The sequence below is a fragment of the Bacteroides cellulosilyticus genome (assembly GCF_020091405.1).
GTDB lineage: Bacteria > Bacteroidota > Bacteroidia > Bacteroidales > Bacteroidaceae > Bacteroides.
On the sequence record NZ_CP081903.1, the window covers coordinates 2,795,705 to 2,821,996 of the forward strand.

Genomic DNA, 26,292 nt, shown 5'->3' on the forward strand with positions numbered 1-26,292 from the left:
GTTACGGATATGGGAAAACTTTATGTAGTGCCTACTCCGGTAGGAAATTTGGAAGATATGACATTTCGGGCTATTCGCATTCTGAAGGAGGCGGATTTGATTCTTGCCGAAGATACGCGCACTTCCGGAATCTTACTGAAGCATTTTGAAATAAAGAACGCAATGCAATCCCATCATAAGTTTAATGAACATAAAATGGTGGAAAGTGTTGTTAATAGAATAAAGGCAGGTGAAACTGTTGCGTTAATATCGGACGCAGGCACACCGGGAATCTCTGATCCGGGCTTTCTGGTAGTGCGTGAGTGTGTTCGCAACGGTATCGAAGTACAATGTTTGCCGGGGGCTACAGCTCTTGTGCCGGCTTTGGTTGCTTCGGGCTTGCCAAATGAAAAATTCTGTTTCGAAGGTTTTCTTCCGCAGAAGAAAGGACGTATGACACGTCTGAAGATATTGGCAGAGGAACGCCGGACCATGGTGTTTTATGAGTCTCCCCACCGCCTGGTGAAAGCGCTGACTCAGTTTGCAGAGCATTTCGGTGCGGAACGTCAGGCATCTGTATCCCGGGAGATCTCGAAGATGCACGAAGAAACGGTGCGTGGCAGTCTGACTGAATTGATTGAACATTTCACAGCCAATGACCCGCGTGGAGAAATAGTAATAGTAGTAGCAGGAATAGACGATTAAATAACTTCATTAACCAACGTAAAATAAAAGCGTATGAAAAAGTTAGCAGTTTTAATTGTATGTGCGGCCGTTATGGCATCGTGCGACGGCTTGTCAGGTGGAAGTAAAGACCAACTGAAAGCTGAAAATGATTCTCTTTTGATGGAACTTACTCAGCGTAATGCTGAACTGGATGAAATGATGGGTACTTTCAATGATATCTCTGAAGGCTTCCGCCAAATCAATGCCGCTGAGAGCCGCGTAGACTTGCAGCGTGGTGCGGTTTCAGAAGGTTCTTTATCAGCTAAGCAGCAAATAGCCACTGATATTGAATTTATCCAGAAACAAATGCAGGAAAACAAAGAGCAGATTGCAAAGTTGGAGGCCATGCTGAAAAGCAGCAAGACCAATTCTGCACAAATGAAGAAAGCGGTAGAATCTCTGACTCAGGAATTAGTTGCCAAGACTCAGCGCATTGAAGAGTTGCAGGCTGAACTTGCTTCCAAGAATATCCGTATTCAGGAATTGGATGCAGCCGTAACCGGTCTGTCAGCCGACAAAGAAGCTCTCTCTGCTGAAAACGAGGCTAAGGCTAAGACTGTAGCTGAGCAGGATAAGGCACTGAATACCGCTTGGTTTGTTTTCGGAACAAAGAAAGAACTGAAGGATCAGAATATTCTGACAAATACCGGTCTCTTCCAGAAAAAGCAAGTGCTTAAGGATAGTGATATCAATAAGGATTACTTTACTCAGGTTGATATTCGTACAACGAAAGAAATTAAGTTGTATTCCAAGAGTGCAGATGTCTTGACCACTCATCCGGCAGGTTCTTATGCTTTGGAGAAAGATGATAAAGATCAGCTCGTTCTGAAGATTACGAATCCGAAAGATTTTTGGAGCGTATCCAGATACCTGGTTATCCAAGTAAAATAACTTAATTAAATTATAAGAATGGCAGGGAAGGGTTATCTCTGCCATTTTCTTTTTATATGCAGTACAAGAATATTTTTTTCGACCTGGACGATACTCTCTGGGCCTTTTCTTTTAATGCCCGTGATACATTTGAGGAAATGTATCGCAAATATGAATATGATCGTTATTTTCGGTCTTTTGAACATTTCTATGAACTCTATGAGAAGCGTAATATCGAATTGTGGGCAGAATATGCAGATGGAAAAGTGACAAAGGAAGAATTGAACCGTCAACGTTTTCTCTATCCGCTGGAGGCAGTAGGAGAGGGGGATGCAGCTTTAGCGAAAGCTTTTTCTGATGACTTCTTTGCGGTTATTCCTACAAAAAGCAGATTGATGCCCCATGCGCAGGAAGTGCTGGAATATTTGGCACCTAAATATAATCTTTATATCCTCTCCAATGGATTTCAGGAACTGCAATGCCACAAAATGCGTTCTGCCGGAATTGACCATTACTTCAAGAAAGTAGTTCTATCAGATGATATTGGTGTCTTGAAGCCATGGCCCGAGATTTTCCATTTTGCCATGTCGGCTACCCAGTCTGAACTGCGTGAATCGTTGATGGTGGGTGATAGCTGGGAAAATGATATAACGGGTGCTCAGAGAGTAGGCATGCACCAGGTATTCTATAATGTAACGGGACGTACCGAGTTTCCATTTAAGCCTACTTATCAGATTACAGATTTGAAAGAGTTGCTCCAATTGTTGTGACATTGAGGGATTAGTTGTAATTTTGTCAGCGTAAACACATAATTTGCAGCTATGGATACTATTTTACCTTTCGCTTTGCTTTGTTTCACTTCTTTCTTTACGTTGACAAATCCTCTCGGGACTATGCCTGTCTTTCTGACCATGACCCATGGAATGACGGATAAGGAGCGACAGTCTGTAGTGTCTCGTGCTACATTAGTAGCTTTCATCACGATTATGGTCTTTACCTTTGCTGGTCAGTTCCTGTTCAAGTTCTTTGGGATCTCTACAAACGGTTTTCGTATAGCAGGTGGTGTCATCATCTTTAAAATTGGTTTTGATATGTTGCAAGCACGTTATACACAAATGAAATTGAAAGATGAAGAGATTAAAACTTATGCCGATGACATCTCCGTCACCCCTTTAGGGATTCCGATGCTTTGCGGTCCCGGTGCTATAGCAAACGCCATTGTCTTGATGCAGGATGCCCATACTATCCAAATGAAAGGTGTACTGATTGGTATGATCGCCTTTATCTACTTGATTACATTTTTTATCTTGCGTGCCTCTACGCGGCTGGTAAAAGTGTTAGGGGAAACGGGAAATAATGTGATGATGCGCCTGATGGGACTTATTCTGATGGTAATTGCTGTGGAGTGTTTTGTGAGTGGGGCAAAACCGATATTGGTGGATATTTTGAAAGAAGGCCTGATATAAAACTGCCCCCAAATGTCAGGTTAGACATTCGGAGGCAGTTCTTATTATTTAAGATGTTCAGTTATCGTATGATTATCACCATGGATAATTTACGTTCCAGATAAATGCTACGGTCTGATACCAACCCAGACTAACACTGCTTCCACCTTCATCATAACCTACCAGGGCTTCGATTATATAGAGGTTGCCATCGTTTTCGAATGCACAGTTGTTCTTACCCGGTGTGTAGGCAAAGTAATAGTTGCCGTCGTCTGCACTCGCTTCACCCATTTTCTGAACCGTAGATGGGAATCCGACAGGTGCCCCATTAGCGGCATTAACAATGAACTGGATGTGGTGTCCCTTTTCCAAAGTCACTCCTGTTGCACCGGCTTCTGTTTCAGAATAATAGTAAGGACTTACCAGTCGGTACAAACCATTCCCGCCTTCTGCCTTTTCTATATCCACTTTCACACCGTCACCTACCAAACCGTTATCGTCGATGGTTCCTGACCATGAAGTATAGAACTGAGCGCTACCGGCTGCTACCCAATTGTACAACTTGCTTAAATTAATTGTTGTGGTAGAATTTCCTGATACAGAGGTATTATCCTTTGCTATGGAAAGAGTAGCTTTATAAGAAACACCTACTTGAATGTCGCCTACTGCAATCGTATAAATGGCAGTATTGCTACCATCTGCAAATGTTACCTCAGCTGGTCCGCTCAATGCAGGATCGTTAAATTTTGCATCTACGGCAATGGTCGATGCACCTACATTGGTACTGCGTGTCAGAGAAACCTTGATTTCAGTCAACGTTTCAGTACCTGCTACGGTATAGGTTTGTTCGCTCTGGTCGAACGTATATTTCACTTCGCTGTCTATCGGGGCTTTGTCCCAATAACCATCGGTGCTACAGCCGACAAACATGACAGCCGCTACCGACAGCGCTATGGATAGAATTGATTTATTGAAATTCATATAATGCTATTTTTACAGTTTGTTACCTATATTCATTAGTTGTCTGTAACCGGAGACGGAATTGACGTTACCGGATTATTGTCTGATGCCGAGATCAATGAGTTACCTTGTTCTTCACTTTCGGGGATACGGTAGATCAAGGTGTTATCACCAGCCGGCACGTTAAATACATAAGCGGCAGGGAATCCGGCTCCACGACGGTCGATACCTTTGTTCAGTCGCAGAATATCAAAATAAGAAAGGCCCTCACCCCAAAGTTCAATACGGCGTTGCTGCCATACTGCATCCTGTACAGCTGTTGCACTGGAGGCGGTACAAACATAGGCAGGGTCACGATAGTCATTTACAAATTTTTGTAAAGTAGCTGCTCCGGTTGAAGGATTTCCACCCATAGCTTGTGCTTCTGCCAAAATCAAGTACATTTCTTCCACACGCATCAGAGGAATGTCGCTTGCGTTAGTGCTTTGAGCCATTACTCCCTTATAAGGACCGTATTTCATTTGAGTATAAGCAGGGCATCCATATTTCGTAGCTTGGGCTACTTGTGCTTCATTCAGATTGTCAGAATGCTTATTGGCATCAAGCCACCATCCTTTACGAACGTCTGTATCAGGAATCTCGTTATACAACTTCTTGTTGATCATACGCCATGATCCTACTGAAGCGTATCCATAATTCAGTGATCCCATATGTGAGGGGAAATTCACAATACCGGAAGTTACTACACGGTCTGTTTCGGCAATTATAATAGCCCACATCCAAGAGTGGTCACTACTCTCCGTAAAGCCAGGAGCACCTGCTTCTTCGCGGCTATAAGGAGCACCGCTACCACTGATGGCTTTTTGAGCGTCTTCAGCTGCCGCAGTCCAATTTTGCATGGTCAGATTGACACGTGCACGTAAACCATAAGCCACTTCCTTGCTGATGTAGCGCTTATCGGTACCGCGGGTTTTGTCCGTAGCCTCTAATAAAGATACAGCCTTATTCAGGTCACTCATGATCTGGTCGTAAACTTCCTGCACGGTAGACCGGGCGCAACCGTTAGCAGCAGCCTCATTGGCATTCTCGTTTGTAATCAGAGGAACACAAGGTTTGCTTTCATTCCCTTTATAAGTATGCTGATACATCTGGGCCAATACAAAATAGTCGAATGCGCGTATAGACAAAGCCTGTGCCAGGTAGTACTTCAGAGAGCTATCTTCCGTAGCCGGGTCGATGGTACTCACTACTCCATTAGCAGTATAGATCTGGTTGTACATTGTACGCCATAATATGTTTGTCGGGCGATAGTTAAAGAAAAGATCCTCAAAAGTCATGGAACGGGTAAACCAGTTATAGTTTATATCTAAACCAACCATATCCGTGCCACGGCTGTCCAAGTTCAGCATAATTGAACCATAACCGAAGTCGTCGTGTCCAAAAGAAGTGGGGATGGCATTGCCATATACACTGAACATCGCAGTGATACCCGTTACACTTGCCGATACCATTTCTGGGTCGTTTTTAACAACTTCTTCTTTCTGGTCGCTTGTAACAACAGCACCCAGCGGTTCGGTATCCAAATCATTACACCCCACAAGCAATACACTTGCAAGTGCCGATGCGAATATTTTAAATTTTATATCTTTCATTGTTATTCTGCTTTATAGTTAGTATAGTTTAGAACGTTAATTTCACTCCTGCCGAAATACTGCGTAATGCACCATACGTAGAGGTGGTAGATGATACATAACCTTGACGTGGATCTAATCCCTTACGTGCAGCGAACAATGCAACATTGTCAGCGGCACCATAAACTCTAAGTGATTCTATTCCCAAGTTGCGTACGATTCTTTTCGGCAATGTATAACCTAAAGTAATATTGTTAATAGACAAGTAGTTGGAAGAAACGATCCAGCGGTCGGAGCTTGAACCTGCATCATAGTTTTCGGTTGCACACAAACGAGGAACATCTGTATTCGGGTTCTCTGCCGTCCAGGCTTTGGCAATGTCCTTATGCCAGTTGTAACCGGCATTACTGTTGCTGCCACCATGCATCAAGTCTTGATAAGTATAATCCCACAGTTTACCACCCAGCTGATAAGAGAACTGGATAGAAAAATCAAAACCATAGAAATCCAAGCTGGTACCAAAACCACCATAGACGGTCGGAAGCAAATCACCGGTAGCTTCTTTGCAATTAGAAGCGACAGCATAGTCGGCTGTTGTATAGGCGTTTCCTTCATCATCTTTCGCCCAGAACAAAGATTGTCCGGTAGTGGGGTCAACACCTGCATATTTCACTAGATAAAGTTGGTACATAGATTCACCTTCGCGATAAATACGTGAACCACTGATTAATTCACCATTCAAATCAGGATGCAGCTTATTTACTTTATTTTTCAAGAAAGTAGCATTCCCAAAAATGTTCCACTTCAAATTATTGATATCAATCGGAGTATAATTCAATTCAATTTCTACACCCGAGTTAGTCATCGAACCAATGTTCATTGGAATGGAACTGTAACCGTTGGAGTTTGCTACCGGCTTATTATAAAGCATGTCGCTAGTCTTACGGTTGAAATATTCTATTGTACCTTCTAATTTATGGTTGAGCAGTGTGAAGTCAGTACCTATATTGAAGGAGTTACTCTTTTCCCAAGTGATGTCTGGATTACCTTTGTAATAAAGTGTACCATCCGAGAATATACCATTAGCACCGGTCATGGAGTATTGATCCAGATATGGATAGTAGTTTGCATAACCGTTTCTCAGTAATGCATCGTTACCTTGCTGACCAAACGAAGCCTTTAGCTTCAACATATCAATCCATTCTGTGTTTTCCAAGAATGCTTCTTTGCTGATAACCCATGCGACACTGGCCGACCAGAAGTTACCCCAACGCTTGTCAGGATGGAAGCGGGAAGAAGCATCGCGGCGGTAAGAAGCACTGGCAAAGTATTTTTCATCAAAGTCGTAATTGATTCGACTGATAATGCCTCTGGTAGAATATTCGTCACGAGCACCACCACCACGTTTGTTATCGATAGTGTTGTTTACCGTGAAATCATAATCCTTATAAAGATTCTGCCCGGTTGCATAACTATATTCATAGCGGTAGTCATAGCTCTCATAACCTAACAGAACATCGAAATTGTTCATGCCGAAGCTTTTCTTATAGGTAGCCAGGTATTGCTGGTTGAAGGCGGATGTACGTATGTGTTCTTGTTGTGCAGTACCACCGTAACTTGCAGACTGTCCATAATACTTGTTACCCAAAACATTATAGCGTGTATTATCGATATAGGCACCCAATGAACCAGTTAGTTTCAGTCCTTCAATTGGGGACAACTCGATGAACCATTTACCGTTAAGGATATCCATTAGGTATTCTTCCTTATTATAAAGCAAGTCACCTTTGGGGTTTGACATGGACATAAAGTTACGCGTGCTGTTTGTACTGCTACCATCACCGTAATCATAAATCTTGTTGCCCGAATTCTTGTCGTAAGCCAGTGAACCATCAGCGTTACGTACATACATCGGATAAACTGGAGCAATATTGTTTGCCAGCAAGAAAGCATTTCCTGAAGAAGCTGTAGCTGTTTGGTCGCCCGGATACTTGCTCTTAGAGTTAGTATATCCTAAGCTGGTGCCGAATTTTAACCACTTCTTTGCTTGGTAGTCTACATTCAAACGTGTAGAAATACGATTGAAACCTGAATTTTCAATAACACCGTTATCTTCCAGGTAACCGGCAGAGAAATAGTAGTTCAAACGATCTGTACCACCTGATACGCTCAAGTTATACTCTTGACGCATTTGACTGGAGATCGTTCCATCTGTCCAATCATCCGGGGTATAGTAATATTGTCCGTCACTATAGCCCAACTTCGCATTTGGATTGATTTTACCATCCATACCGATAAGACCCTCACCTTGAGGCAACGTATATATTTGGTAACCGATTGCCAGGAACAACTGTGCATTAGCATAAGTGTGCGCTGCTTCTGGAGTACGTCCTAATTTGTAATAAGCGGCATTGTAATGAGCTTTATAGAGAGTTTCCATGTACGTGGCAGGGCTTTCCATCACATCGTATTTACCTACTTGACGAGAATTGCTACCCCAACGTGCATCTACAGATACACGTGCGTTACCGTCCTTACCTTTTTTAGTGGTTACCAAAATAACGCCGTTAGCACCACGTGCACCATACAAAGCAGCTGCGGCAGCATCTTTCAGTACTGTCATTGTTTCAATATCCTGTGAATTGATAGAAGAAATATCACCATCAAAAGGAATACCATCTACTACGTATAACGGATTGCTGCTGGATGCCATAGAACCGATACCACGAATACGTACTGTGGCTGAAGTTCCTGGCTGACCGTTGCTGCTTGTGGTTTGTACACCGGCTACACTACCAGACAGTGCGTTGGTAATGTTGGATACCTGGCGCTTTTCTAATTTATCTGCCTTTACAACACTCGCAGAACCGGTAAATGCAGACTTCTTCGCAGTACCGTAAGCTACCACTATAACTTCGTCAAGCATCTCTGAATCCACCTTCATAAAGACCTTCATAGTAGGTTTAATAGCCACTTCTTGTGTCTGCATACCAATGTACGAAACCTGCAAAGTCTTCGCAGAACTACAATATACGTATAATGTTTTATATCAGATAAATATGAATATTTAGAGAACTATGATATTTCATAGAATAATAATGTATATAATTGATAATAAGACATATATGTTAATACCACTAGTCTATGTGCATTCTAATGTTCTACTATATATAATCCCATCATAATGGTTAATATGCTTATATTTAATAAGATAAAGATTTTAATTCTTACATTTGTTTTATTGGCTCATCTATTTTAGTGTTCCTAGAAATAGAATATGTAAGAATAGACTACTTTTACTAAAATGATTAAAACACAAATACAGAGGGTATGCTCATGTGAATATCCCCCTGCATTTGTGTTTCAATTATTTATCTTTATCTATATATTAGGAAGTATGTAAATGTAATTATAGTGAAGAGATATATCGAATAATCGAAATGATTCCATCATTATTATTTTTCAGCTTATTCTTTTTTTGGAAGTCGCTTATTTCTTTTTTTAATTCTGGAAATATCTTTGTAATTTCCTTTATTCTCCTGAAATGCTTGTTTTGACCATTAATCGCTATTGCATATACAGTATAAGGCTCAGCTTTATAATTTTCCGGCAACTTCAATTGATATATCTCCCCTCCGGTGTTAAGCGATGAAATGTTATCAACAGCTGTTGTAGAAGAACTACCATAACCTATATTCTGAGTTCCGGCACTCAGCCGGCAACGGTAAGAAGCATATAGAGGGTACTTCCCTGTCAGCAATACTTCTTCAAAGCCCTTTCCTGAAGGGATGAATTTCCTTGAACTAAAGTATATTGTATCAATTTGACTGATAGGATATAGTGCTTTCTTTTGCCCATCAGTATCAGAGTAGACCATTTCTTCTGTTGCCTTGTTATAATTTAGTTTCATCGAAGATTTACCTCCTCCTTTTTTGAGGATGACGGCTTCCATTTCATTTGGAAAAACAAAATGCTTAACAGTCTGAGCTTCTAATGAGAGGAAACAGATATTACTAAGCAGTAAAAAGACAATGTATTTTTTCATAGTAACATTTTTATTTAATTATCATTTTCTTGATGTATTCACCTAATGAGGTGTTGACACGCATAATATAAATGCCACTTGATAAGTCCGTTATAGGAATCTGGTTCGATAAGTCGGTAATAGTCTTAACGACTATTCCTTGCATATTGCAAATTTCTATTTGACTTATTCCTTCCGCATTCTTTATAATCAAATACCCGTCTGCATACACGACCACATCTTCTTTTTCCACCTCATGGATATCAGTTGTTATTATTTCAATGTCAAAAGAAGCTATATCCCCATTAATTTCAATATTACTTAATCGTAGTCCTCCATCTTCTCCATTGGATAGGAAGGGAGTTGGATAGGTGTGATTCGTAATCACAGGACCTTTAGTAGTAGGATAAGCAGCTTCATCAATATTTCCATTACTTTCCAATGTACCATAAGGACGATAGATATATACCTCATCGGGTGGTCCATTCCTATTTCCTTCTGTAACTTTGGTATTTATCAAATAAACCAATATTCCGGAGCGAGGGATATTTTTTTCATAAATGCCTTCTTTTTTCCTATATTCAACAACATAATATTCATCAGGCGACGTAGATGCTATCTTGTAACATACATTTTCAGGCCCTTTAGCAAGAGCTACGACATTAAAACGTCCTGATGCCGTGATTTGTGGCATATCTGTAACCCACATTTGCCCACTGTATTTCCATTTCATATAAGCTCCCATGTGGCACCATCCATTGTTCATTAGATCCCAGTTTCCCACTGGATCTAAATATTTGGCATCATCATTATAGTGATATAGGTCCGGAGCCCCTAAAGCATGAAACATCTCATGGCAAAGAGTATTGGTAGTTACTTGATTTTCCGGCTGAAAGACGTAGTCCATAACCCTCTTGTCGTGAATATAACATTCTCTAGTGTAGAGTGACCAACGATGTGCCCACAACAAATCACTCCACCCATCACTTCTTCCTTGTATGACAAAACAGATGTTATCCACATAGCCATCATTGTCACTGTCTATCTCTTCTGCTGTGAGAGTTTGCTCTATTTCACTTCTCAAAGCATCAATTGCATTTACCACTAAACTGTGTTCACGTGCAACGGTCTCCGTGCTGCTACTATAACCCTCCGGATTCGTAGTTGCATTATATGCCCGGTAAAAGCCACGATTTCTGTAATCAACATAACCAGTTGTAACCGTTCCCATATCGTCTGTAGCCGGAAAATGGTATGATTGAATATCTAATTGCCCATAAGAAACCTCATCATAATAGTGCTTTAGAGATCCTGCGCTATTAGTCATGCTATTTAATCGGGCATCATATACACTTCTTTTAGTTAAGAAAGTCTGTTGGTCTTTGAAAGAAATGTATATAACAATATTGTTTATTATCCCCTTATGGGTCGAACGGGTTTGCGACTGTTCCTTCAATGATATGGTGGAATATGTTTTGAAGTATTCCATCCTTTCAGCATATGCTTTCGTACTGATGCCTATATTGGGTAAAATGCCTGCCAAAAGTGGAATAGGCTGGTCCGCTCTATAAATACTAGGCACTATTTTCTTTCCATCTGATGATTGAATTCCATAATAATAGTAACCATCATCTCCTGCAATAATAGTATAACCATTTTCATCATGAAGCCTGTGGAAAAATTCATCTCCCGAAGCATAGAGTGATAATTCAGTGTCATCGGGTTGCAATACTAATGTTTTTAGATTTCTGACGGGAGCTGCATGACTTTCTAAAAGAAAGAAAAGCATACTGATAAACACTAAAAAAGGCTTTTTCATAACAAACAGGTATTAGATAAACAAAAGGCCGCTAAAAACAGAGCGGCCTTTCGAGATTATTTATTAATTATTTCTTCGTAAGCACAATTGTTCCGGGCAGGAATAAATCAAGTGCTCCCGCAACTGTTCCATCTTCGACTGCTGCTATATACATGCCTTCTTCAAATGTGATAACACCATGATCAAATGTAGCAGAATGCGCTTGGGTTGTACTATATTTGATTTTATCACCTTCAATAAAGGCGCAGTATGCAATAACATCATACTTAGAATATTTACCTATATTTTGCGCTGCAGCTATTGTCAGTTGATACTCGCCATCTACTTCTTGAACTTTCACTGGGAATGTACCATACCCTAAATCCATCATTAGAATATAAGTATCTTCTTCAGAAGCAGAAATAGCGACTTCAAACTCAATAGGTCCATCATAATTGCTGGTACAGGATAATACATACTGCCCGATTATAGCAGATAACGGATGATCATCATCAATAATAGAAACGGAAATACTGTTCTGCACACTCTTCAAGAGCTCCGGTGAAACAGAAGCAATTGAAATCGTGAAAGTCTTGGTACCACCAGCAAATTCATCATTATCAATAGGAGTAATAGTCACGTATTGCGTTCCGGGCTCCGAAAATGTTAAAGTCTTCGTATCAACAGTAAAGTCTTCCCCTTCTACAGCAGGAAGTGCAGAACCCTCTGATGAAACTGTAAGATTTACTGTTACGGAGAGTGCTCCCGGAAGAGCGGCAAGGGTAATAGGAATCTGAATTGATTCACCATCTTCATTAACTTTGGCTGTCGAGCTGGAAAATGCAACATGCGCCATATCCGAAGTAAATGAAGTAGGTTCATTATCATCACAGGAAGTCACAGCTAAAAGTAACCCCATCGCCAAACTGAAATATTTAAATATCTTCATTGTATTCTTTTATTTAAAATGTATGTACTAATCAATATTGGTTTTGTACCATATTGGGGTTTGCGTTTATTTCACTTTGCGGAATAGCCAATAACCAGAAAGGACTTGAGGCCGAAACTTCCTGAGTTGCAGCAGGGTTACCGGTACCATCTGCATAGTGTCCTTTACCATCTCTGACTAGCTCTTCACCTCTGCGCTTTAAAGTATAAAAGCGATCGCCTTCAAATGCAAGTTCCAAACGGCGTTCCAGTTGAATGGCTCTTTCCAGTACTTGTCCACTTTCGGTTCCATCTTCAAAACCCTTATAACGTTTTGCGCGTACCAGATTGAGGTCAATTAAAGCCTTACCCTGTTCATTTGAATTATAGTAAGCTTCTGCTCGCGTCAAATACATTTCTGCAACGCGTACTACCGGAAGGTCTACAACACCGGCTTGAGCTTCACCGTCACGTCCATTATATTTCCAGGGAACTAAATATGATTTATCTTCCAGCTGTACACTTTTAACTTCTGCCCTACGTGCATCGTTCGACTGATAAAGTTGTCCAAGGTTATAAGACACACAGTATTCAGACTTGTATGAAGTAACAGCACCTTGTCCCCATGCGGCTCCTGGTTGATAGTTATCACCAGCAGTTACTGCAAGACGGAATAGAACTTCCGGTCTTTCCATTGAAGTAGAAAATAATTTTACGAAGTCATCAGGTTCACACAAATCAGAACCATCTCCTGTGATTGCCTTTCCTGCACAAGCTATGGCATTTGCATTATCTCCCATAGTCAGATATACACGTGCCAGCAATGCATTGGCCGACTTTTTATTCACACGGCTATTGTTGTTGGCATTGTATGCATCCTCCATTAAAGAAATCCCCTTAGTCATATCACTTACTATATAAGAATATACCTCTTTAACCGTATTGCGGGATGGAGTTGTGATTTCCGAGTTTGTTTTATAAGGAATGCCCAAGGAGGTTTCATTAGCCTTCTTATAATCGGTGGCAAAAGAACGTACTAAATCAAAATGAATATAGCCTCTCAACACTAAACATTCTGCCAACAAATTCTTTGCAGCCGCTTCATTTTCAGTACCTGCAAAGTCATTCGGTTCCTGTTCTAATTTCTCGATGACAACATTAGTACTTAAAATTGCATTGTATGCTTGCGACCAAAAGCCTTCAAGTCCGTAAGTATTAGAAGAGAACTTAAAATCTGCAAATTCGTTGTAGGTTTTACGTCCTTCATAGTTCAATACCATATTGTCAGACATTGCATCCATAACAATCTTATTGAACAGCCCGCAGTAATATTCCGTTCTCATACTTTCATAGGCTCCTAAAGTAGCCATGTCATAGTCATTCAATTCCTCTAAAGCATTTTTATCAGACAATTCTTTATCTGAATTTACTTCAAGGAAACCGGAACAACCGGTAACTGATGTTAGTAAACAAGTCGCTAACATACAGGGGAAAAAGATTTTTCTTATTGCTTTCATAAATTCTATCCTTTTAATTTGTTTGACACTTCATGCTTAGAATCCTACTTCAATACCAAACATGATTGTACGTGCTGCCGGGAAATTGTAGTCGTTGATACTACCGGAGGCAACTTCAGAAGTTTTATAGTTAGGCGCATTACCTATTTCAGGGTCCGAACCTGTGAAATTGGTAAATGTCAACAAGTTCAGTCCTTGTGCATAAACTCTAGCATTACTAATACCTACGGATTTCAATAAGTTCTTAGGCAATGTATAAGAAAGAGTCACATTCCTTAAACGAATATAAGAGCCATCTTCCAAGAAACGAGTTGTACTATATACATTATTGTTTCTGTCTTGGCGGGGTATGTTTGTCACATCACCAGGATTCTTCCATTGCTTATAGAGCAAATCCGTATGCTGATTCTTTGTTGCATTTTTACCATCACTATTCATGAAGTAAGATACATTGTTATAGATATAACCACCAATTGCATAATAAAAATCTGCACTCAGTTCCAAACCTTTCCAGCTAACTCTGGTGCCAAAAGAACCGAAGTATTTAGGGTCCGGAGTCTTATCAGAAAGAACCACAGCATCATCTCCATTATACACATTTGTTATTTGACCATCTTTGGTATAGTAAAGAGCATCACCGGTTTGGGGGTTAACGCCGGCCCAACGAACCAATTTATAGGTATTAAGCCTTTCGCCTTCTGTGATAATTCCGTTGTAACCGGTCTCAATGTCTTGTCCTTCATAAAGTTTAGTAACCTCATTCTTATTATAGCTGAACATACCGTTTAAGCTAAACGTCCAGTCATTTGTACGAACGACATCACCATTTACTGCAATTTCCACACCGGAGTTCTTCATTTCTCCAACATTGTCGATACGACTTGAGAAACCTGTAGTTTGAGATAAGTTCGTAGCCAACAACATATCTGTTGTTTTACGATTATAATAGTCAAATGTGGCGTTCAGGCGAGAATCAAAGAATGACACATCAAAACCTACAGAAGCCTGGAGGTTCTTTTCCCAGGTTAAATCAGGATTAGCTAAACGCTTTGGATACGAAGTCGATAAATTGTTGTATGAACCATAACCATAAACGCCTTGTGCTGCATAGTTACCGATGGAGTTATTACCGGAAGTACCCACACTACCGCGTATTTTTAGTTTATTGATGAACTCCACATTTTCCATGAAGCGTTCTCTTTCCATGTTCCAGCCCAAACCCACAGCCCAAAAGGTACCATATTGATTATTGGTTCCGAAACGAGAAGAACCGTCACGACGTACAGCACCATCAATAATATATTTGCCATCATATGTATAACCGGCAGTTGCCATAAAAGACAATAGTCTGGATTGTGAAGTATATCCATCTACTGCATTAGGAGAAGCAGCGATATCCATTGCGTCTAATTTACCATTTGGGAAACCGTCACCACTAGCAGAAAAAGTCTTATATTCTGTTGCAGACGCTTCTTCTGCAAGCACTAACTTAACATTATGAACAGAATTAAATGTTTTATCATAAGAAAGCATATTTGTCCACACCCATTGATAGCTATGTGTATATGCATCATGACGATATCCTTTGCTGTCCAATACCGCAGACAAGCGAGACTCAGGTTTATTATACTGATAGTCAATAGCTTGATTATAATCAATACCCAATACAGTTGTATATTTAATCTCATCCCAAATATTCCATTCCAGATTTGCGGCTGCAACCGCCTTGATATTACTAGTGTTGGACGGGTTATTATAGATATTTTCAAAAACATTCAATTGATAATCCCAGGTAGCATCTATAGCATATGAACCATCGTCATTATAAGGTTTAGTATACGGATTGGCACTATATACATAATTGAATGGGTTTAATACATTACGGTCAGAACGTACGGTTCCTTCTTTTGAAACACCTACGGATGTATTAACTCCAAATTTCAGCCGATCATTAACCTTATGTTCAAGGTTGATACGTCCATTGCCACGAGTTAGATATGAGCCTGGAATAATAGCATCCTGATCGAAGAACTGTGCCGAAACATAAAATTTGGTAGCCTCAGTACCACCATTCATGCTCAGTTCATATGATTGAGTAAATCCAGTGCGGAATACCTCATCAATCCAGTTAGTATTAATGGGGTAATTAGCTATTTCTTCATCCGTCATGCCTTTCCCTTTTCCTACTCCCAACTGACGTTCATAAGTCAGTTTCTCTTGAGTATTCATAAGGTGTTCGTCGTTTCTAGTTCTGGTAGTGATACCGAACTGTGCTCTCAGATTAAATACAGCTTTTCCGGTCTTACCTTTCTTAGTAGTAATTAAAACGACGCCGTTAGCACCACGAGATCCATAAATGGCAGTTGCCGAAGCATCCTTCAAGATAGACATATATTCAATATCCTCTGAATTCAGAGCGGAAAAAGCACTTGCAGATACAGGAATGCCATCAATTACATACAGAGGATCTGTGCCGGCATTGATAGAACTAGTACCACGAATCTTGACGTTAGCTCCAGCACCAGGACGACCGCTAGTCGCTACTACTTGCACACCAGCTGCTTTACCTTGCAGTGCCTGGTCCATACTATTCACAGGAACTTTAGTCAGTTGGTCCGCTTTTACAATCTCAACAGATCCTGTCAGTGAACTCTTTTTAGCAGCACCATAGGCAACTACTACAACTTCATCAAGCATCTCAGCATCAGATTTCAGAATGACCTTTACCTTCGACTTAATAGCTACTTCTTGAGTCTGCATACCAATATACGAGATTTGCAATGTATTCGCAGAACTATGCGTTAGCTATATTGTTGATATATAGCGATATATTAATAATACAGGAACTTATTATTCAATAGTAGCAATTTGTAATATATTGATTAATAAATATCTAAAAAAAGTAATATGAATTTATATCTACCCAAATTATACTAAGCCAGTTACATAATCGTTTAGTTAATAGCGTTTTGACGTTTGCTTAATAGTGCAAATGAACTATAGAACGAGTACTATGCGTTTAATCCCATATTGAAATGTAAACAATAATCATTTTCTTAGTTCGGACTATGCAAATTCACAATAACAATACGGGAGTCTTATATATAGTTTGGATTTTTTTATTGTGATGCCAGTTTTTATAACTAAATATAATGTTAAAGTCTCTACCTTCGCAAGTATTTAATGATAGCATAGGCCAAAGCGATAAATAGAATATATTCCTGTCCATATAATCGACCTATATATATTCTATATGAATTCTTCTCTGTGCCCACAGTGTAATAACCTTAAAAAGAAAGGTGAAAAAGAAAAATAGAACAAAAGTACTTAAATCACATTGTAACAATCGATGATATCTGCATAAGGTTATAATGTATAAACTTAATAAATACGCCAAAAGATTCAATCGTAATTGAAGTTTTTGCTATATTTTCCAATGGATTAAATTATGATTGAATATAAAGAGCTACATATCACGTCCTTTACATATCAATAGAATAGAAGTTCATAAATTCTCATGCAATTCCCTATATAATTGCTGTATCATGGATTCAAATTCTCCAAATGACAAAAGCATTTCTTCTTCCGTAAGATAGTCTTTCATTTTAAGTAGGTTTATAATTGCTGTTTTCCGGCGCTCCACAAGGCTTCTCTCATTCAGATTAAAAGTAGATATCGTTTTCTCTCCTTTAATACTACTTTCAACAGGCTGCACGTTTCCGGTTAAGCTGAATTCAATATATCTTGCCGGCCGTTCTTCTACCGGATTTAGCAACTCCTCATAATCCGTTTTTATCTTGATTTGTTTATCCTTGTATTTGGCTCCATATCTTTCTGAATTACATGATACCAACATATTGTCGTAATTGAAAGTTTCTTCGGGATATAAATTACGAGTATGGTAATGATCTATATGACAGTCTTCTATCGTATTAATACGAATTTCGGTGTAAGCACAGAGATGTCCTTGTTCTTCCAATATGTATTTCCGTAACTGTTGGCGAATAGAACTTATATCGTCCCAAGTTTTAGGCTGTTTGTGAATAACGAATCGGGTTAGTAGCTCTGGGGGATTACCCTTTGTTAAATGTTTCATGTCTCTTCTTTTTACGTATAACTTCCATCCGAATAAGGACTAAATCCCGATCTGAATATCCTATTGTTTCTTCCAAAAAAGAAAGTCTCTTCCTAAACTCATCGCTTTGATACTCATCTTCTTCAAGCATTCGGTTCAATATTGCTAATTCACTCTCAACCTCAGGAACTCTTAAAAGATCTACCCCCTGTATTTCTGTCAACACCTTTTCTACGGTCCATCCATACGGTCCATCTAAACAAGTTTCCGCTTTAATATAGTCACTGGCATCACGAGTGAAAATACGGATTTCTTCTCTATGGACAGAGGATATAATTTGTGGTGAATGGGTAGCAAGAACAAACTGGCAATTCTTGATTCGGGCACAACGGCGAAGTACAGAAACAAACCGTGTCTGCCAGGATGGATGTAAAGAACCTTCTGGCTCATCAATTAGAATAACACGTCCCTCTGTATTGTCCATGAATAAAGGAAATGCTTTGGATAAAATCTGTTGTTCCCCGTCTGATAAACCCTCAATTCCGAATTCATTGCCATTGGAGTTAGTAAAAACAAGCTGTTTGTTTTCAGTAATCCCTTTAAACCGTACTTGCAAATTAAATCCGGTGAATATATCTTCTATTAAAGACTGAATTTCACGATATGCTTCAAAACTGGTTTTTCCTTGTACATAAACAAACTTATCAACATATCTGATAATCTCATTTTGGAGCTGGGTGATCGAGCTTTCATTCTCCGCTTTGTAAAAAAGCACATTTGAAAATGCTTTTTTATAAGAATTATTATTTAAATCATCAGGAAACACAAATGTTTCGGTCTTTCCAGCATCCTCTATTGTTATGTTGCCTTGAAGCATGTCCTTAGGGCCATTTATAGAAATGACATCTCTAAGCAGAGTTGTCTTTCCATTGCCGTTAACTCCCGTGATCACAACCAACTCTTGAATTTTACCTGCATGACAAAAATCAATATCAAAGTTTTGGAAAACTTTGTAGGCATCAATGTGGATATGTTTAAGCTTCATAAAATCAGTATTTGTTTATAGCTTTTGCGAAGATACATAAAAACACAAGAATTTCAATCGTTGAAACCTTTTTCTTTCTTTTAAAAATATGTCAAACTTGATATTACTTTTGATAGTTCATTGAGATAAAGAACTTTCTCCCCTGATATATAGACTAGTCAAACAAATAGAGACCGCCCACTTCCCAGTGAACGGTCTCAAAAAACACTTTATTAAAAAACACTTAGACTAAGCGTCTAAGAATAGCTTATAGAATGTAACGCTTGCCATTCTAAATTTCCAAAGTATAATATAAAAGGATTACTCACCCAAATTGGGATTATTAGTAATCTCTCTTTCCGGAATGTTGAATGTCAAACGCTTGTCATCATAGCTATAGGTGCTACCCGGCAGCATTGCATCTTCTGCGCAACGAGTAATTGACTTCTTATAACGCTTCATAGTTAACAAACCACGTCCTTCAGCCCACAGTTCAAGACGCCAGTTGAAGTATATCACATCTAATAATGCATCTTGATTCATTGCAGCTACTGTTGTTGCCGCATCAGCATCACGTTCATCCAGCAATGCCTTTAAAGAAGCTCTGGCAGCAGGCAAGTTGTTTTCGCGTGCATTAGCTTCTGCATTAATCAGGTACATTTCGGCAACACGCATATAAACTTCATCATCGTACCATTCACGATTACCCATAATACGTTTAGAATTATAGAACTTCCACCAATTAGTCAACTCATATTGTTCACCCTCTGCATTATGTTCAGTAAACCATTTTTTGCGAATGTCCGAAGCCGGGATTGAGTTATACAACTCCGTATCGATTAACTTCTCTCCACCTGCATAGGAATAGCTATAAGTAAACAAGTCCATGTGTCCCCAAAAAGTAGGAAGTGCCGGAGAGTTGCTTGTTGTCAAGTCAATGGCCCACATCCATCCTGGAATGCTGACAGATGCAAATCCTGAATTAATAATTTCAGTTTTATTCATCAAGGTATATTGTTTAGAGTCAATAACCTCTTGAGATAATTTGGCAGCATTCTTATAATCACCCATAGTCAGATAAACATATGCCAACATGCCTTTTGCTACCGATTGATCAATTTGATCTTTTGCACCTGAAGGGCGTTTAAACCCGTCTAACAAAGGAATCGCATCAGTTAGATCTTTCACAATCAGTGCATAGACATCTTCTACCGAAGACTTCTTCACAGCTTCTGATGTTAATTGCGTACGATAAATGGGAATAGCCAAAGTTGTTTTATCTTCTGTATAAGGTCTTGCATATAGGTTTACCAAGTTAAAATATGAATGAGCTCTCAAAGCTTTAGCCTGCGCATAATATATCTGACTCTCTTCACCTTCGGGAGTGACATCATCGCCACCTGCCGCATCCAGAATTTCATTCGTTGCTTTGATGAGCTTATAATAATATCTCCAGAACTGGTAAGAATAATTAGTAGCCGTAGTCGTGGTACAAGTTAGCGATCCCGCAGCTTCAAACCATCCATAACCCTGTTGCATAATAACCATATCCCCACTCATCAAGTCGGTTGCAATATCTACCGATTTCTGGCCAAAGTCATCGTGGCCACCTGTGCCGCCTGAATTCATGGCAAATGTGGTAGAATACGTGCCCAAAGCTTGTCCCATTAAGATATTAGGGTTCCACTTCGCTACTTCCTGCAAATCTCCAGAAGTAATGTAATCTGATGGATTCTTTTCCAGGAAAGAATCGCCACAACCGCTCAATAGGAGTGATAATCCTAAAGCCGCTACCGGAATATAATTTTTTATATTGAATTTCATAATTCTTGTTTTTAATGTTAGAATTGAATTTTGATACCTCCCATAATTGTACTTAACGGAGCATACTGGCTTCTACCGGATTCGCCGGAGTCATTTTTGTTATCATCGTTCACATTACCACTGTTTCCTGAAGATGCCATAGAAACATATCCCTTACGTGCCGACCAATACAATAAGTTGTCACCTGAAACAAAGAAGTTCAAATCAGAAAGATGCAGTTTGGCAACAATACTCTTTGGCAGCGAATAGCCTATTCTTACGTTAGCAAGGTTCAGGAATGAACGGCTTGTCAAGAAACGTGTAGAACTTGCATTTGCGTAGTTAGTGCCATCGGCACCACCACCATAGTCGTTAGATAAACTTGGAACATTAGTTATATCACCCGGTTTCTGCCAACGGCTTTCAATATCTTTATGCCAGTTATATGAACCCGACGTGCCGCTATGCATTATTGCCGCATAGTTATAGTCGTAACCATAGCCACCAATTCCATAAGAGAAAGTTGCATTGAAGGTAATTCCCTTGGCATATAAGTCGAATCCAAAGCCACCCTGTAATGTAGGGATACCGGATTTATCCACAAACTTCTTGGTAGCTTTATCCCAATCGCTGGTTTTTTCTACTTCAAGCTTATTAATTGTATTCTTAGACTTGTAAGTTTCCATATCAGTAATCAAATCCCTTTCGCCGTTAGCTTTTACATTATAATATTGGTTGTATAATGCGAAACCTGTTTCCGGATCGACGCCTGCATATTCGCGGATGTAGAAGTCATACAATGAATGACCTTTTGCCCAACCATAATATGTACTGATTTCGATAGGCTTTTCCATGCCGGTTGTTTCATCAATAGGCATTTTTGTCATTTCATTTTTATAGTAACCTCCATTCACGCGGAAATCAAATTTATAATCTTTCTTTTTCAACAAATGCGCTGTCAATGAAAATTCAACGCCTTTATTTACCAGTGCTCCATCGTTTACCGGATAAGATGCATATCCCAAAGAAGGAGCAACCTGCTTCATAAACAACATATCGGTTGTTTTCTTGTGGAAGTATTCTACTTCACCTTCCAAGATATCGGCAATATTAAATTCAATACCGGTATTAATAGTAGTACTTCTTTCCCAGGTCAAATTGGGATTACCTTTGAATTTAAAGCTGAATGTAAATTCATCATTTAAGTTATCAATCGTATAAAGGTCTTCATAAGGATAGTAACCGGCAACAACCGGGCTCGTTATAAAGTCCTGGTTACCCAACACACCCCAGCTCAACTTGTATTTCAAATTTTTCAGCCAAGAAATATCTTTCATGAAGTCTTCATTAGTAATAGCCCAGGCAGCACCTACCGAACCAAATATACCCCATTTATTTCCTTTGGCAAAACGTGAACTACCATCTGCGCGAACTGTCCCATGAAGGAAGTATTTATTGTCGTAGTCGTAACGGAGCTGACCGAAATAACTTTCAATGGAATATCCATATGTATATGATTCCAGATAATCCATGATTACTCCATTACTCCATTCTGTATTATCCGGTCTGACTATTTTAGATTTACCTCCATAAGCAACAGATTTCTTACTGGATGTTGACTCGTGAGCTACGAAAGCATCAAAATTGTGTTTGTCAAAACTCTGCCCCCAGGAAAGTATCTGGTTAGCTGTGAAATTCAGGTAGTTAGTCTGATATTTTACAATCTGTCCCTTGCCTGCACTGTCACCGTAATAAGGATTGGTAAGTTCATTCTCTGCCGAACCTAAATATTGCAAACCAACATTTGCGGTCACTTTAAAGAATTTCAGGAATTTAGCTTCAAAAGAACCATTTCCGTTGAATTGATGTGAAACAATCTCATCCTTATCTAATAACAATGCACCTGCCGGATTGATACCGGAGCCGAAAGGACGCTGATATCCGGCATTCATACCATAATCATATTTGTTTCCACCAATATTTGTATCTTTCACGATATTTCCATCTGCATCACGTTCGAATACAGGGAATAGAGAAGGCATACCATTAATAAACTGGAAACCGTTATTCATACTGCTGTCCGATTGTCCAGGTTTATTAGTTTCCATATATGCATATGCCATAGATGTTGTAGCCTTCAACCATGGAGTAATCTGGTTGCTCATGTTGTTACGAACATTAAAGCGCTGATAATCTGAAGAAATGTAATAACCTTCATCTTTCAAATAACTAAAAGCAGTGTAATGGGTTAGTTTTTCATTGCCACCGGATATTTTTACGCTGGCATCCAACTTCTGACCTGTACGGAAAATATAATCGTCCCACTTTTCAGGAGTGTATTTACGTGTAATTCCACTATTAAAACGTCCTGTAGCTGGGTCAATCAACTGTGCACCATCCGCATTCCACATATTATAGATGGGAGCAATACCATATTGTGCCTGGAAAAGATTTTTAGATGCCCATGCGGCAGATTGTGTGGCATCCATACCGCCTCTGTTGCCTGCATAGTTTTTCAAACCTTCCCAAGTAAGCTCTGTAAATCGTTCAGGACTGTCGATTACATCATATTGTGGGATTAAGCGCATATTGGCTCCATATTTAATTTCTGCCTCAACATGCGTTTTGCCCTTTTCGCCTTTTTTAGTTGTAATCAAGACTACACCATTTGCTGCGCGTGAACCATAAAGCGCTGTAGCGGTAGCATCTTTCAAAACTGTCATAGAAGCGATATCACTGGGATCAATACCACTCAAATCAGCTTCAAACGGAATGCCATCTACTACGTACAATGGAGAACGGCTTGAGTATGCAGAGCCTAAACCACGAATACGAATACTTGCATTTGAACCGGGTTGGCCAGAGGTAGACATTACCTGAACACCAGCAACTTCACCACTCAAAGCTTTAGATAGTTCCGTTGGGTTTTTTAGTGATATCTTTTCCCCTTTAATCTCAGTAGCAGAACCTGTGAAAGATTTCTTCGTAGCAGTACCGTATGCAACTACTACAACTTCATCCAAAAGCTCTGTGTCTGATTTCATCATTACCTTCACATGAGGTTTAATCATTACCTCCTGTGTTTGCATACCAATGTACGAAATTTGCAATGTTTTCGCAGAACTATGCGTGTTTTATTTGGTTGATATATAGTATATTATGTATTTATTGGAACTTGTATTTTTTTACGATAAAAAACATATATCTTTGATTTATAACTAACTAAATAATAGTAAAATGTGCTATGCATACTTATATTATACTATATTATAAGGTTAAATATGCAATTATCAATATGTTATTGTTTTACTTGAGGGTGCATGTGAACTATAAAGCAAGTACTATGAGTTTAAACCTATAAGAAAATGTAAAGAACAATTAATATTTCAATTTAAACTTTATAAAGTCTCTACATTGATAAGGGGATCTTATATGTAGCCTACATTTTTCATTGTTCAATAGCTCATACCTCTAAGCATAGCATCAATGCTTTTCCTATCACAAGTGTTTTGATGATAGTATGGGTAAAACGATAAATGGAATTAAAATATTTGTATACAAAATAGTCTTTGATACTATAATTTTCACTCCTGATTATCAAAAAGTTACAAAAAGTTTATTCTCTGCTTACAAGAAGTTAAGAGTTTGTTGACAAGAAGTTGACTCCTTGTCAACAAACTCTTAACTTCTTGTAAGCGGGATATATGAGCTTTTTTTATTTGTTTACATTGTGCTTAAAGAAGCCGGTACTAATGAAGTTTTAAGAGCGGTTTATTAGAATGCACATAACTATATTCCAGTTAAAAAAATCAAGTAAGATTCGGGGAAGAATAGGAAAATTCTAAGGGAGAGGAAAAGGGGATTATCCAGCTTCATAAAATGAATGAAAACGATAAGAAACATTTTTCTCTGAATATAATCTTATCACCTATTAAATCCATACTTTTCAATTCAACAAATATAAAAAGAGGGAAATGAGAATATGGAAAATAAGAAAAATAGAACAAAAATATAGAAAGTATTTTAGTTTATAAATTCTCTAAGTATAAGGTGTAACCTATTTATTCAATATCCTTAAGGTTTCATGATAAGTGGTTACACCTTACTTTAGCAGGATTTATTTCCCTTTTTTGCGATGAGCCAACGAGTGGTTTTTCTCCAAATCACTTATTATTGTCATATCCATTACATTGGTATATATTTGCGTGGTTTTCACACTCTTATGCCCTAATAACTTCTGTACGGTTGTAATATTTACGCCATTATAAATCAGTAGCGTTGCATTAGTATGTCGCGCAGTATGGAATGACACTCTTTTAGGTAGCCCAGCTAATCGGGCAATTATAATCAGTTCTTTGTTCACATTCGAATTGTCCCTCAAATGAAAGAAGTCTTGTAGATTTGCCTGGTATTTGTTCAAAATTTGAATCCCTTTTCCACAGAATAATAAATAGATTGGAAGCCGGACTTCCGTGCCTGTCTTGATGGATTTATATATCAACCAGGTCTCCTGATGCATCTCTACAATGTTCTCAGGCTTCATATTGACAAAGTCGGAATACCTCATACCAGCATAACAACAGAACAAAAAAGCATCCAGTGTTTTCTGGTATTTTGTATGTCTTCCTGTCAGTTGCAAGGTTTCCAGTTTCTCTAATTCTTCCGGCGATAAATGGGTATGCCTGTTTTCTACAGTCTTTATTTTATATTTTCTAAAAGCATACTTCTGTATATCCATATATTCCTTATTAATAGCTACATTGATATGGCGCTTTAAATGTTTCATATGCTTGGCTATCGTGTTGACATGATATCCTTTAGATTGAAGGTAGTACTCGAAAGAGGATATAAATTCAAAAGTCATTTCAGAGAAGGTCACCCCCTTCTTGAAGTCTTGTAGCAGTGCAACGGTAGACAGATGGTTTCGTTTCGTACTCTCTTTCAAACCAGAAGTCATTATTTCCTGCCTGAAGAAGGGGATAAACAACGATTTATCCTCTTGCTCTTGCTTCTCTGTCAGTACATCCTTCAATACATCCAGAGTTATAGGCTTCCCCTGCTGCCAAAGCTCAAGCTCACGCTTTTCTATCATTGCCATAAATTCGTAAATCAATCGATTTAAGGCATCTGCATTGGGATGGTTTTTTACTAGTAGTTTTTTCGCATCCCACTGATCGGGTCTCAAGTAAACTTTGGTCGAGAAATACTTCTTCTTCCTGTTTAGATAGGCCTCTACTTGCACCAGAGCCATTCCCCTTTTATTAAGGCTCTTTTTGCGGTTGTACACTAAACTGTAAATAATCTTGTTCATCTTTAGTCGTTTTAGTTAATACTATGAACAAATAAGACGATATAATGTGCTACATAAGAATTAAATAAGACTTAATATCTGTAAAAGTTCAATCTACAAAGCGATTTTTGTTTTGTATTTCCTTTATAAAAAAGGTAAATCTACGTAAAATGACTTTCAATTTAATCTTAGCATATCACCTTTTTAACTCTTTTTGTTTAAA

The 26,292-nt window shown here is 38.9% G+C and carries 15 protein-coding genes and 2 pseudogenes; 4 read left to right on the top strand and 13 right to left on the bottom strand.

Going from position 1 to position 26,292, the window contains the following annotated elements; all coding sequences use genetic code 11:
• Positions 1-9 precede the first annotated feature (9 nt).
• From rsmI to K6V21_RS09990, 4 genes are read left to right on the top strand one after another with little or no spacing between them, the layout of a single operon-like run.
• Positions 10-684, top strand: a complete 675-nt coding sequence (rsmI, locus tag K6V21_RS09975; protein WP_007219747.1) for a 16S rRNA (cytidine(1402)-2'-O)-methyltransferase — start codon at positions 10-12, stop codon at positions 682-684.
• 33 nt (positions 685-717) lie between these two features.
• Complete coding sequence (locus tag K6V21_RS09980) at positions 718-1,596, top strand: hypothetical protein (RefSeq protein ID WP_217714823.1); 879 nt, start codon at positions 718-720, stop codon at positions 1,594-1,596.
• 56 nt (positions 1,597-1,652) lie between these two features.
• Positions 1,653-2,345, top strand: coding sequence for a YjjG family noncanonical pyrimidine nucleotidase (locus K6V21_RS09985; protein WP_224321673.1), 693 nt, complete (start codon positions 1,653-1,655; stop codon positions 2,343-2,345).
• A gap of 51 nt (positions 2,346-2,396) precedes the next feature.
• Positions 2,397-3,041 carry a MarC family protein gene (locus K6V21_RS09990; protein WP_007212579.1) on the top strand — a complete coding sequence of 215 codons (645 nt, stop codon included), beginning with the start codon at positions 2,397-2,399 and terminating at the stop codon, positions 3,039-3,041.
• Between the two features lie 75 nt (positions 3,042-3,116).
• Here K6V21_RS09990 and K6V21_RS09995 read toward each other — a convergent pair whose 3' ends face one another.
• The 13 genes and pseudogenes from K6V21_RS09995 to K6V21_RS10055 form a co-directional block, all read right to left on the bottom strand.
• The gene (locus K6V21_RS09995) at positions 3,117-4,001 is read right to left on the bottom strand and encodes a hypothetical protein (protein ID WP_217714820.1); all 885 of its coding nucleotides are present in this window, start codon (positions 3,999-4,001) and stop codon (positions 3,117-3,119) included.
• Between the two features lie 35 nt (positions 4,002-4,036).
• Positions 4,037-5,632, bottom strand: a complete 1,596-nt coding sequence (locus K6V21_RS10000) for a RagB/SusD family nutrient uptake outer membrane protein (RefSeq protein ID WP_217714818.1) — start codon at positions 5,630-5,632, stop codon at positions 4,037-4,039.
• Between the two features lie 28 nt (positions 5,633-5,660).
• Positions 5,661-8,636, bottom strand: a pseudogene (locus tag K6V21_RS10005) (SusC/RagA family TonB-linked outer membrane protein); the annotation flags it as partial.
• 384 nt (positions 8,637-9,020) lie between these two features.
• Positions 9,021-9,656: a hypothetical protein gene (locus K6V21_RS10010; RefSeq protein ID WP_224321675.1), complete on the bottom strand. Its 636-nt coding sequence runs from the start codon at positions 9,654-9,656 to the stop codon at positions 9,021-9,023.
• 10 nt (positions 9,657-9,666) lie between these two features.
• On the bottom strand, positions 9,667-11,454 hold the full coding sequence (locus tag K6V21_RS10015; RefSeq protein ID WP_224321676.1) for a M6 family metalloprotease domain-containing protein: 1,788 nt from the start codon (positions 11,452-11,454) through the stop codon (positions 9,667-9,669).
• 67 nt (positions 11,455-11,521) lie between these two features.
• Positions 11,522-12,382 carry a Calx-beta domain-containing protein gene (locus K6V21_RS10020; RefSeq protein ID WP_224321677.1) on the bottom strand — a complete coding sequence of 287 codons (861 nt, stop codon included), beginning with the start codon at positions 12,380-12,382 and terminating at the stop codon, positions 11,522-11,524.
• A 31-nt stretch (positions 12,383-12,413) separates the two neighbouring features.
• Positions 12,414-13,877, bottom strand: a complete 1,464-nt coding sequence (locus K6V21_RS10025) for a RagB/SusD family nutrient uptake outer membrane protein (RefSeq protein WP_224321678.1) — start codon at positions 13,875-13,877, stop codon at positions 12,414-12,416.
• 36 nt (positions 13,878-13,913) lie between these two features.
• A pseudogene (locus K6V21_RS10030) lies at positions 13,914-16,661 on the bottom strand (SusC/RagA family TonB-linked outer membrane protein); the annotation flags it as partial.
• 721 nt (positions 16,662-17,382) lie between these two features.
• Complete coding sequence (locus tag K6V21_RS10035) at positions 17,383-17,973, bottom strand: retron system putative HNH endonuclease (protein ID WP_217714810.1); 591 nt, start codon at positions 17,971-17,973, stop codon at positions 17,383-17,385.
• Positions 17,951-18,997 carry an AAA family ATPase gene (locus K6V21_RS10040; protein ID WP_217714811.1) on the bottom strand — a complete coding sequence of 349 codons (1,047 nt, stop codon included), beginning with the start codon at positions 18,995-18,997 and terminating at the stop codon, positions 17,951-17,953. The genes K6V21_RS10035 and K6V21_RS10040 overlap by 23 nt, the downstream gene beginning before the upstream one ends.
• A gap of 300 nt (positions 18,998-19,297) precedes the next feature.
• A complete protein-coding gene (locus K6V21_RS10045; protein ID WP_224321680.1) occupies positions 19,298-20,800 on the bottom strand; it encodes a RagB/SusD family nutrient uptake outer membrane protein in 1,503 nt (500 codons plus the stop codon).
• A 17-nt stretch (positions 20,801-20,817) separates the two neighbouring features.
• Positions 20,818-23,889 carry a SusC/RagA family TonB-linked outer membrane protein gene (locus K6V21_RS10050; protein WP_224321681.1) on the bottom strand — a complete coding sequence of 1,024 codons (3,072 nt, stop codon included), beginning with the start codon at positions 23,887-23,889 and terminating at the stop codon, positions 20,818-20,820.
• A 1,007-nt stretch (positions 23,890-24,896) separates the two neighbouring features.
• Entirely contained in the window at positions 24,897-26,090 is a 1,194-nt protein-coding gene (locus K6V21_RS10055) for a site-specific integrase (RefSeq protein WP_217714816.1), read from the bottom strand.
• Positions 26,091-26,292 lie beyond the last annotated feature (202 nt).

Coding starts and splice junctions, on each gene's coding strand:
- rsmI (WP_007219747.1), top strand. CDS start 10: ATGGGAAAACTTTATGTAGTGCCTACTCCGGTAGGAAATTTGGAAGAT.
- K6V21_RS09980 (WP_217714823.1), top strand. CDS start 718: ATGAAAAAGTTAGCAGTTTTAATTGTATGTGCGGCCGTTATGGCATCG.
- K6V21_RS09985 (WP_224321673.1), top strand. CDS start 1,653: ATGCAGTACAAGAATATTTTTTTCGACCTGGACGATACTCTCTGGGCC.
- K6V21_RS09990 (WP_007212579.1), top strand. CDS start 2,397: ATGGATACTATTTTACCTTTCGCTTTGCTTTGTTTCACTTCTTTCTTT.
- K6V21_RS09995 (WP_217714820.1), bottom strand. CDS start 4,001: ATGAATTTCAATAAATCAATTCTATCCATAGCGCTGTCGGTAGCGGCT.
- K6V21_RS10000 (WP_217714818.1), bottom strand. CDS start 5,632: ATGAAAGATATAAAATTTAAAATATTCGCATCGGCACTTGCAAGTGTA.
- K6V21_RS10010 (WP_224321675.1), bottom strand. CDS start 9,656: ATGAAAAAATACATTGTCTTTTTACTGCTTAGTAATATCTGTTTCCTC.
- K6V21_RS10015 (WP_224321676.1), bottom strand. CDS start 11,454: ATGAAAAAGCCTTTTTTAGTGTTTATCAGTATGCTTTTCTTTCTTTTA.
- K6V21_RS10020 (WP_224321677.1), bottom strand. CDS start 12,382: ATGAAGATATTTAAATATTTCAGTTTGGCGATGGGGTTACTTTTAGCT.
- K6V21_RS10025 (WP_224321678.1), bottom strand. CDS start 13,877: ATGAAAGCAATAAGAAAAATCTTTTTCCCCTGTATGTTAGCGACTTGT.
- K6V21_RS10035 (WP_217714810.1), bottom strand. CDS start 17,973: ATGAAACATTTAACAAAGGGTAATCCCCCAGAGCTACTAACCCGATTC.
- K6V21_RS10040 (WP_217714811.1), bottom strand. CDS start 18,997: ATGAAGCTTAAACATATCCACATTGATGCCTACAAAGTTTTCCAAAAC.
- K6V21_RS10045 (WP_224321680.1), bottom strand. CDS start 20,800: ATGAAATTCAATATAAAAAATTATATTCCGGTAGCGGCTTTAGGATTA.
- K6V21_RS10055 (WP_217714816.1), bottom strand. CDS start 26,090: ATGAACAAGATTATTTACAGTTTAGTGTACAACCGCAAAAAGAGCCTT.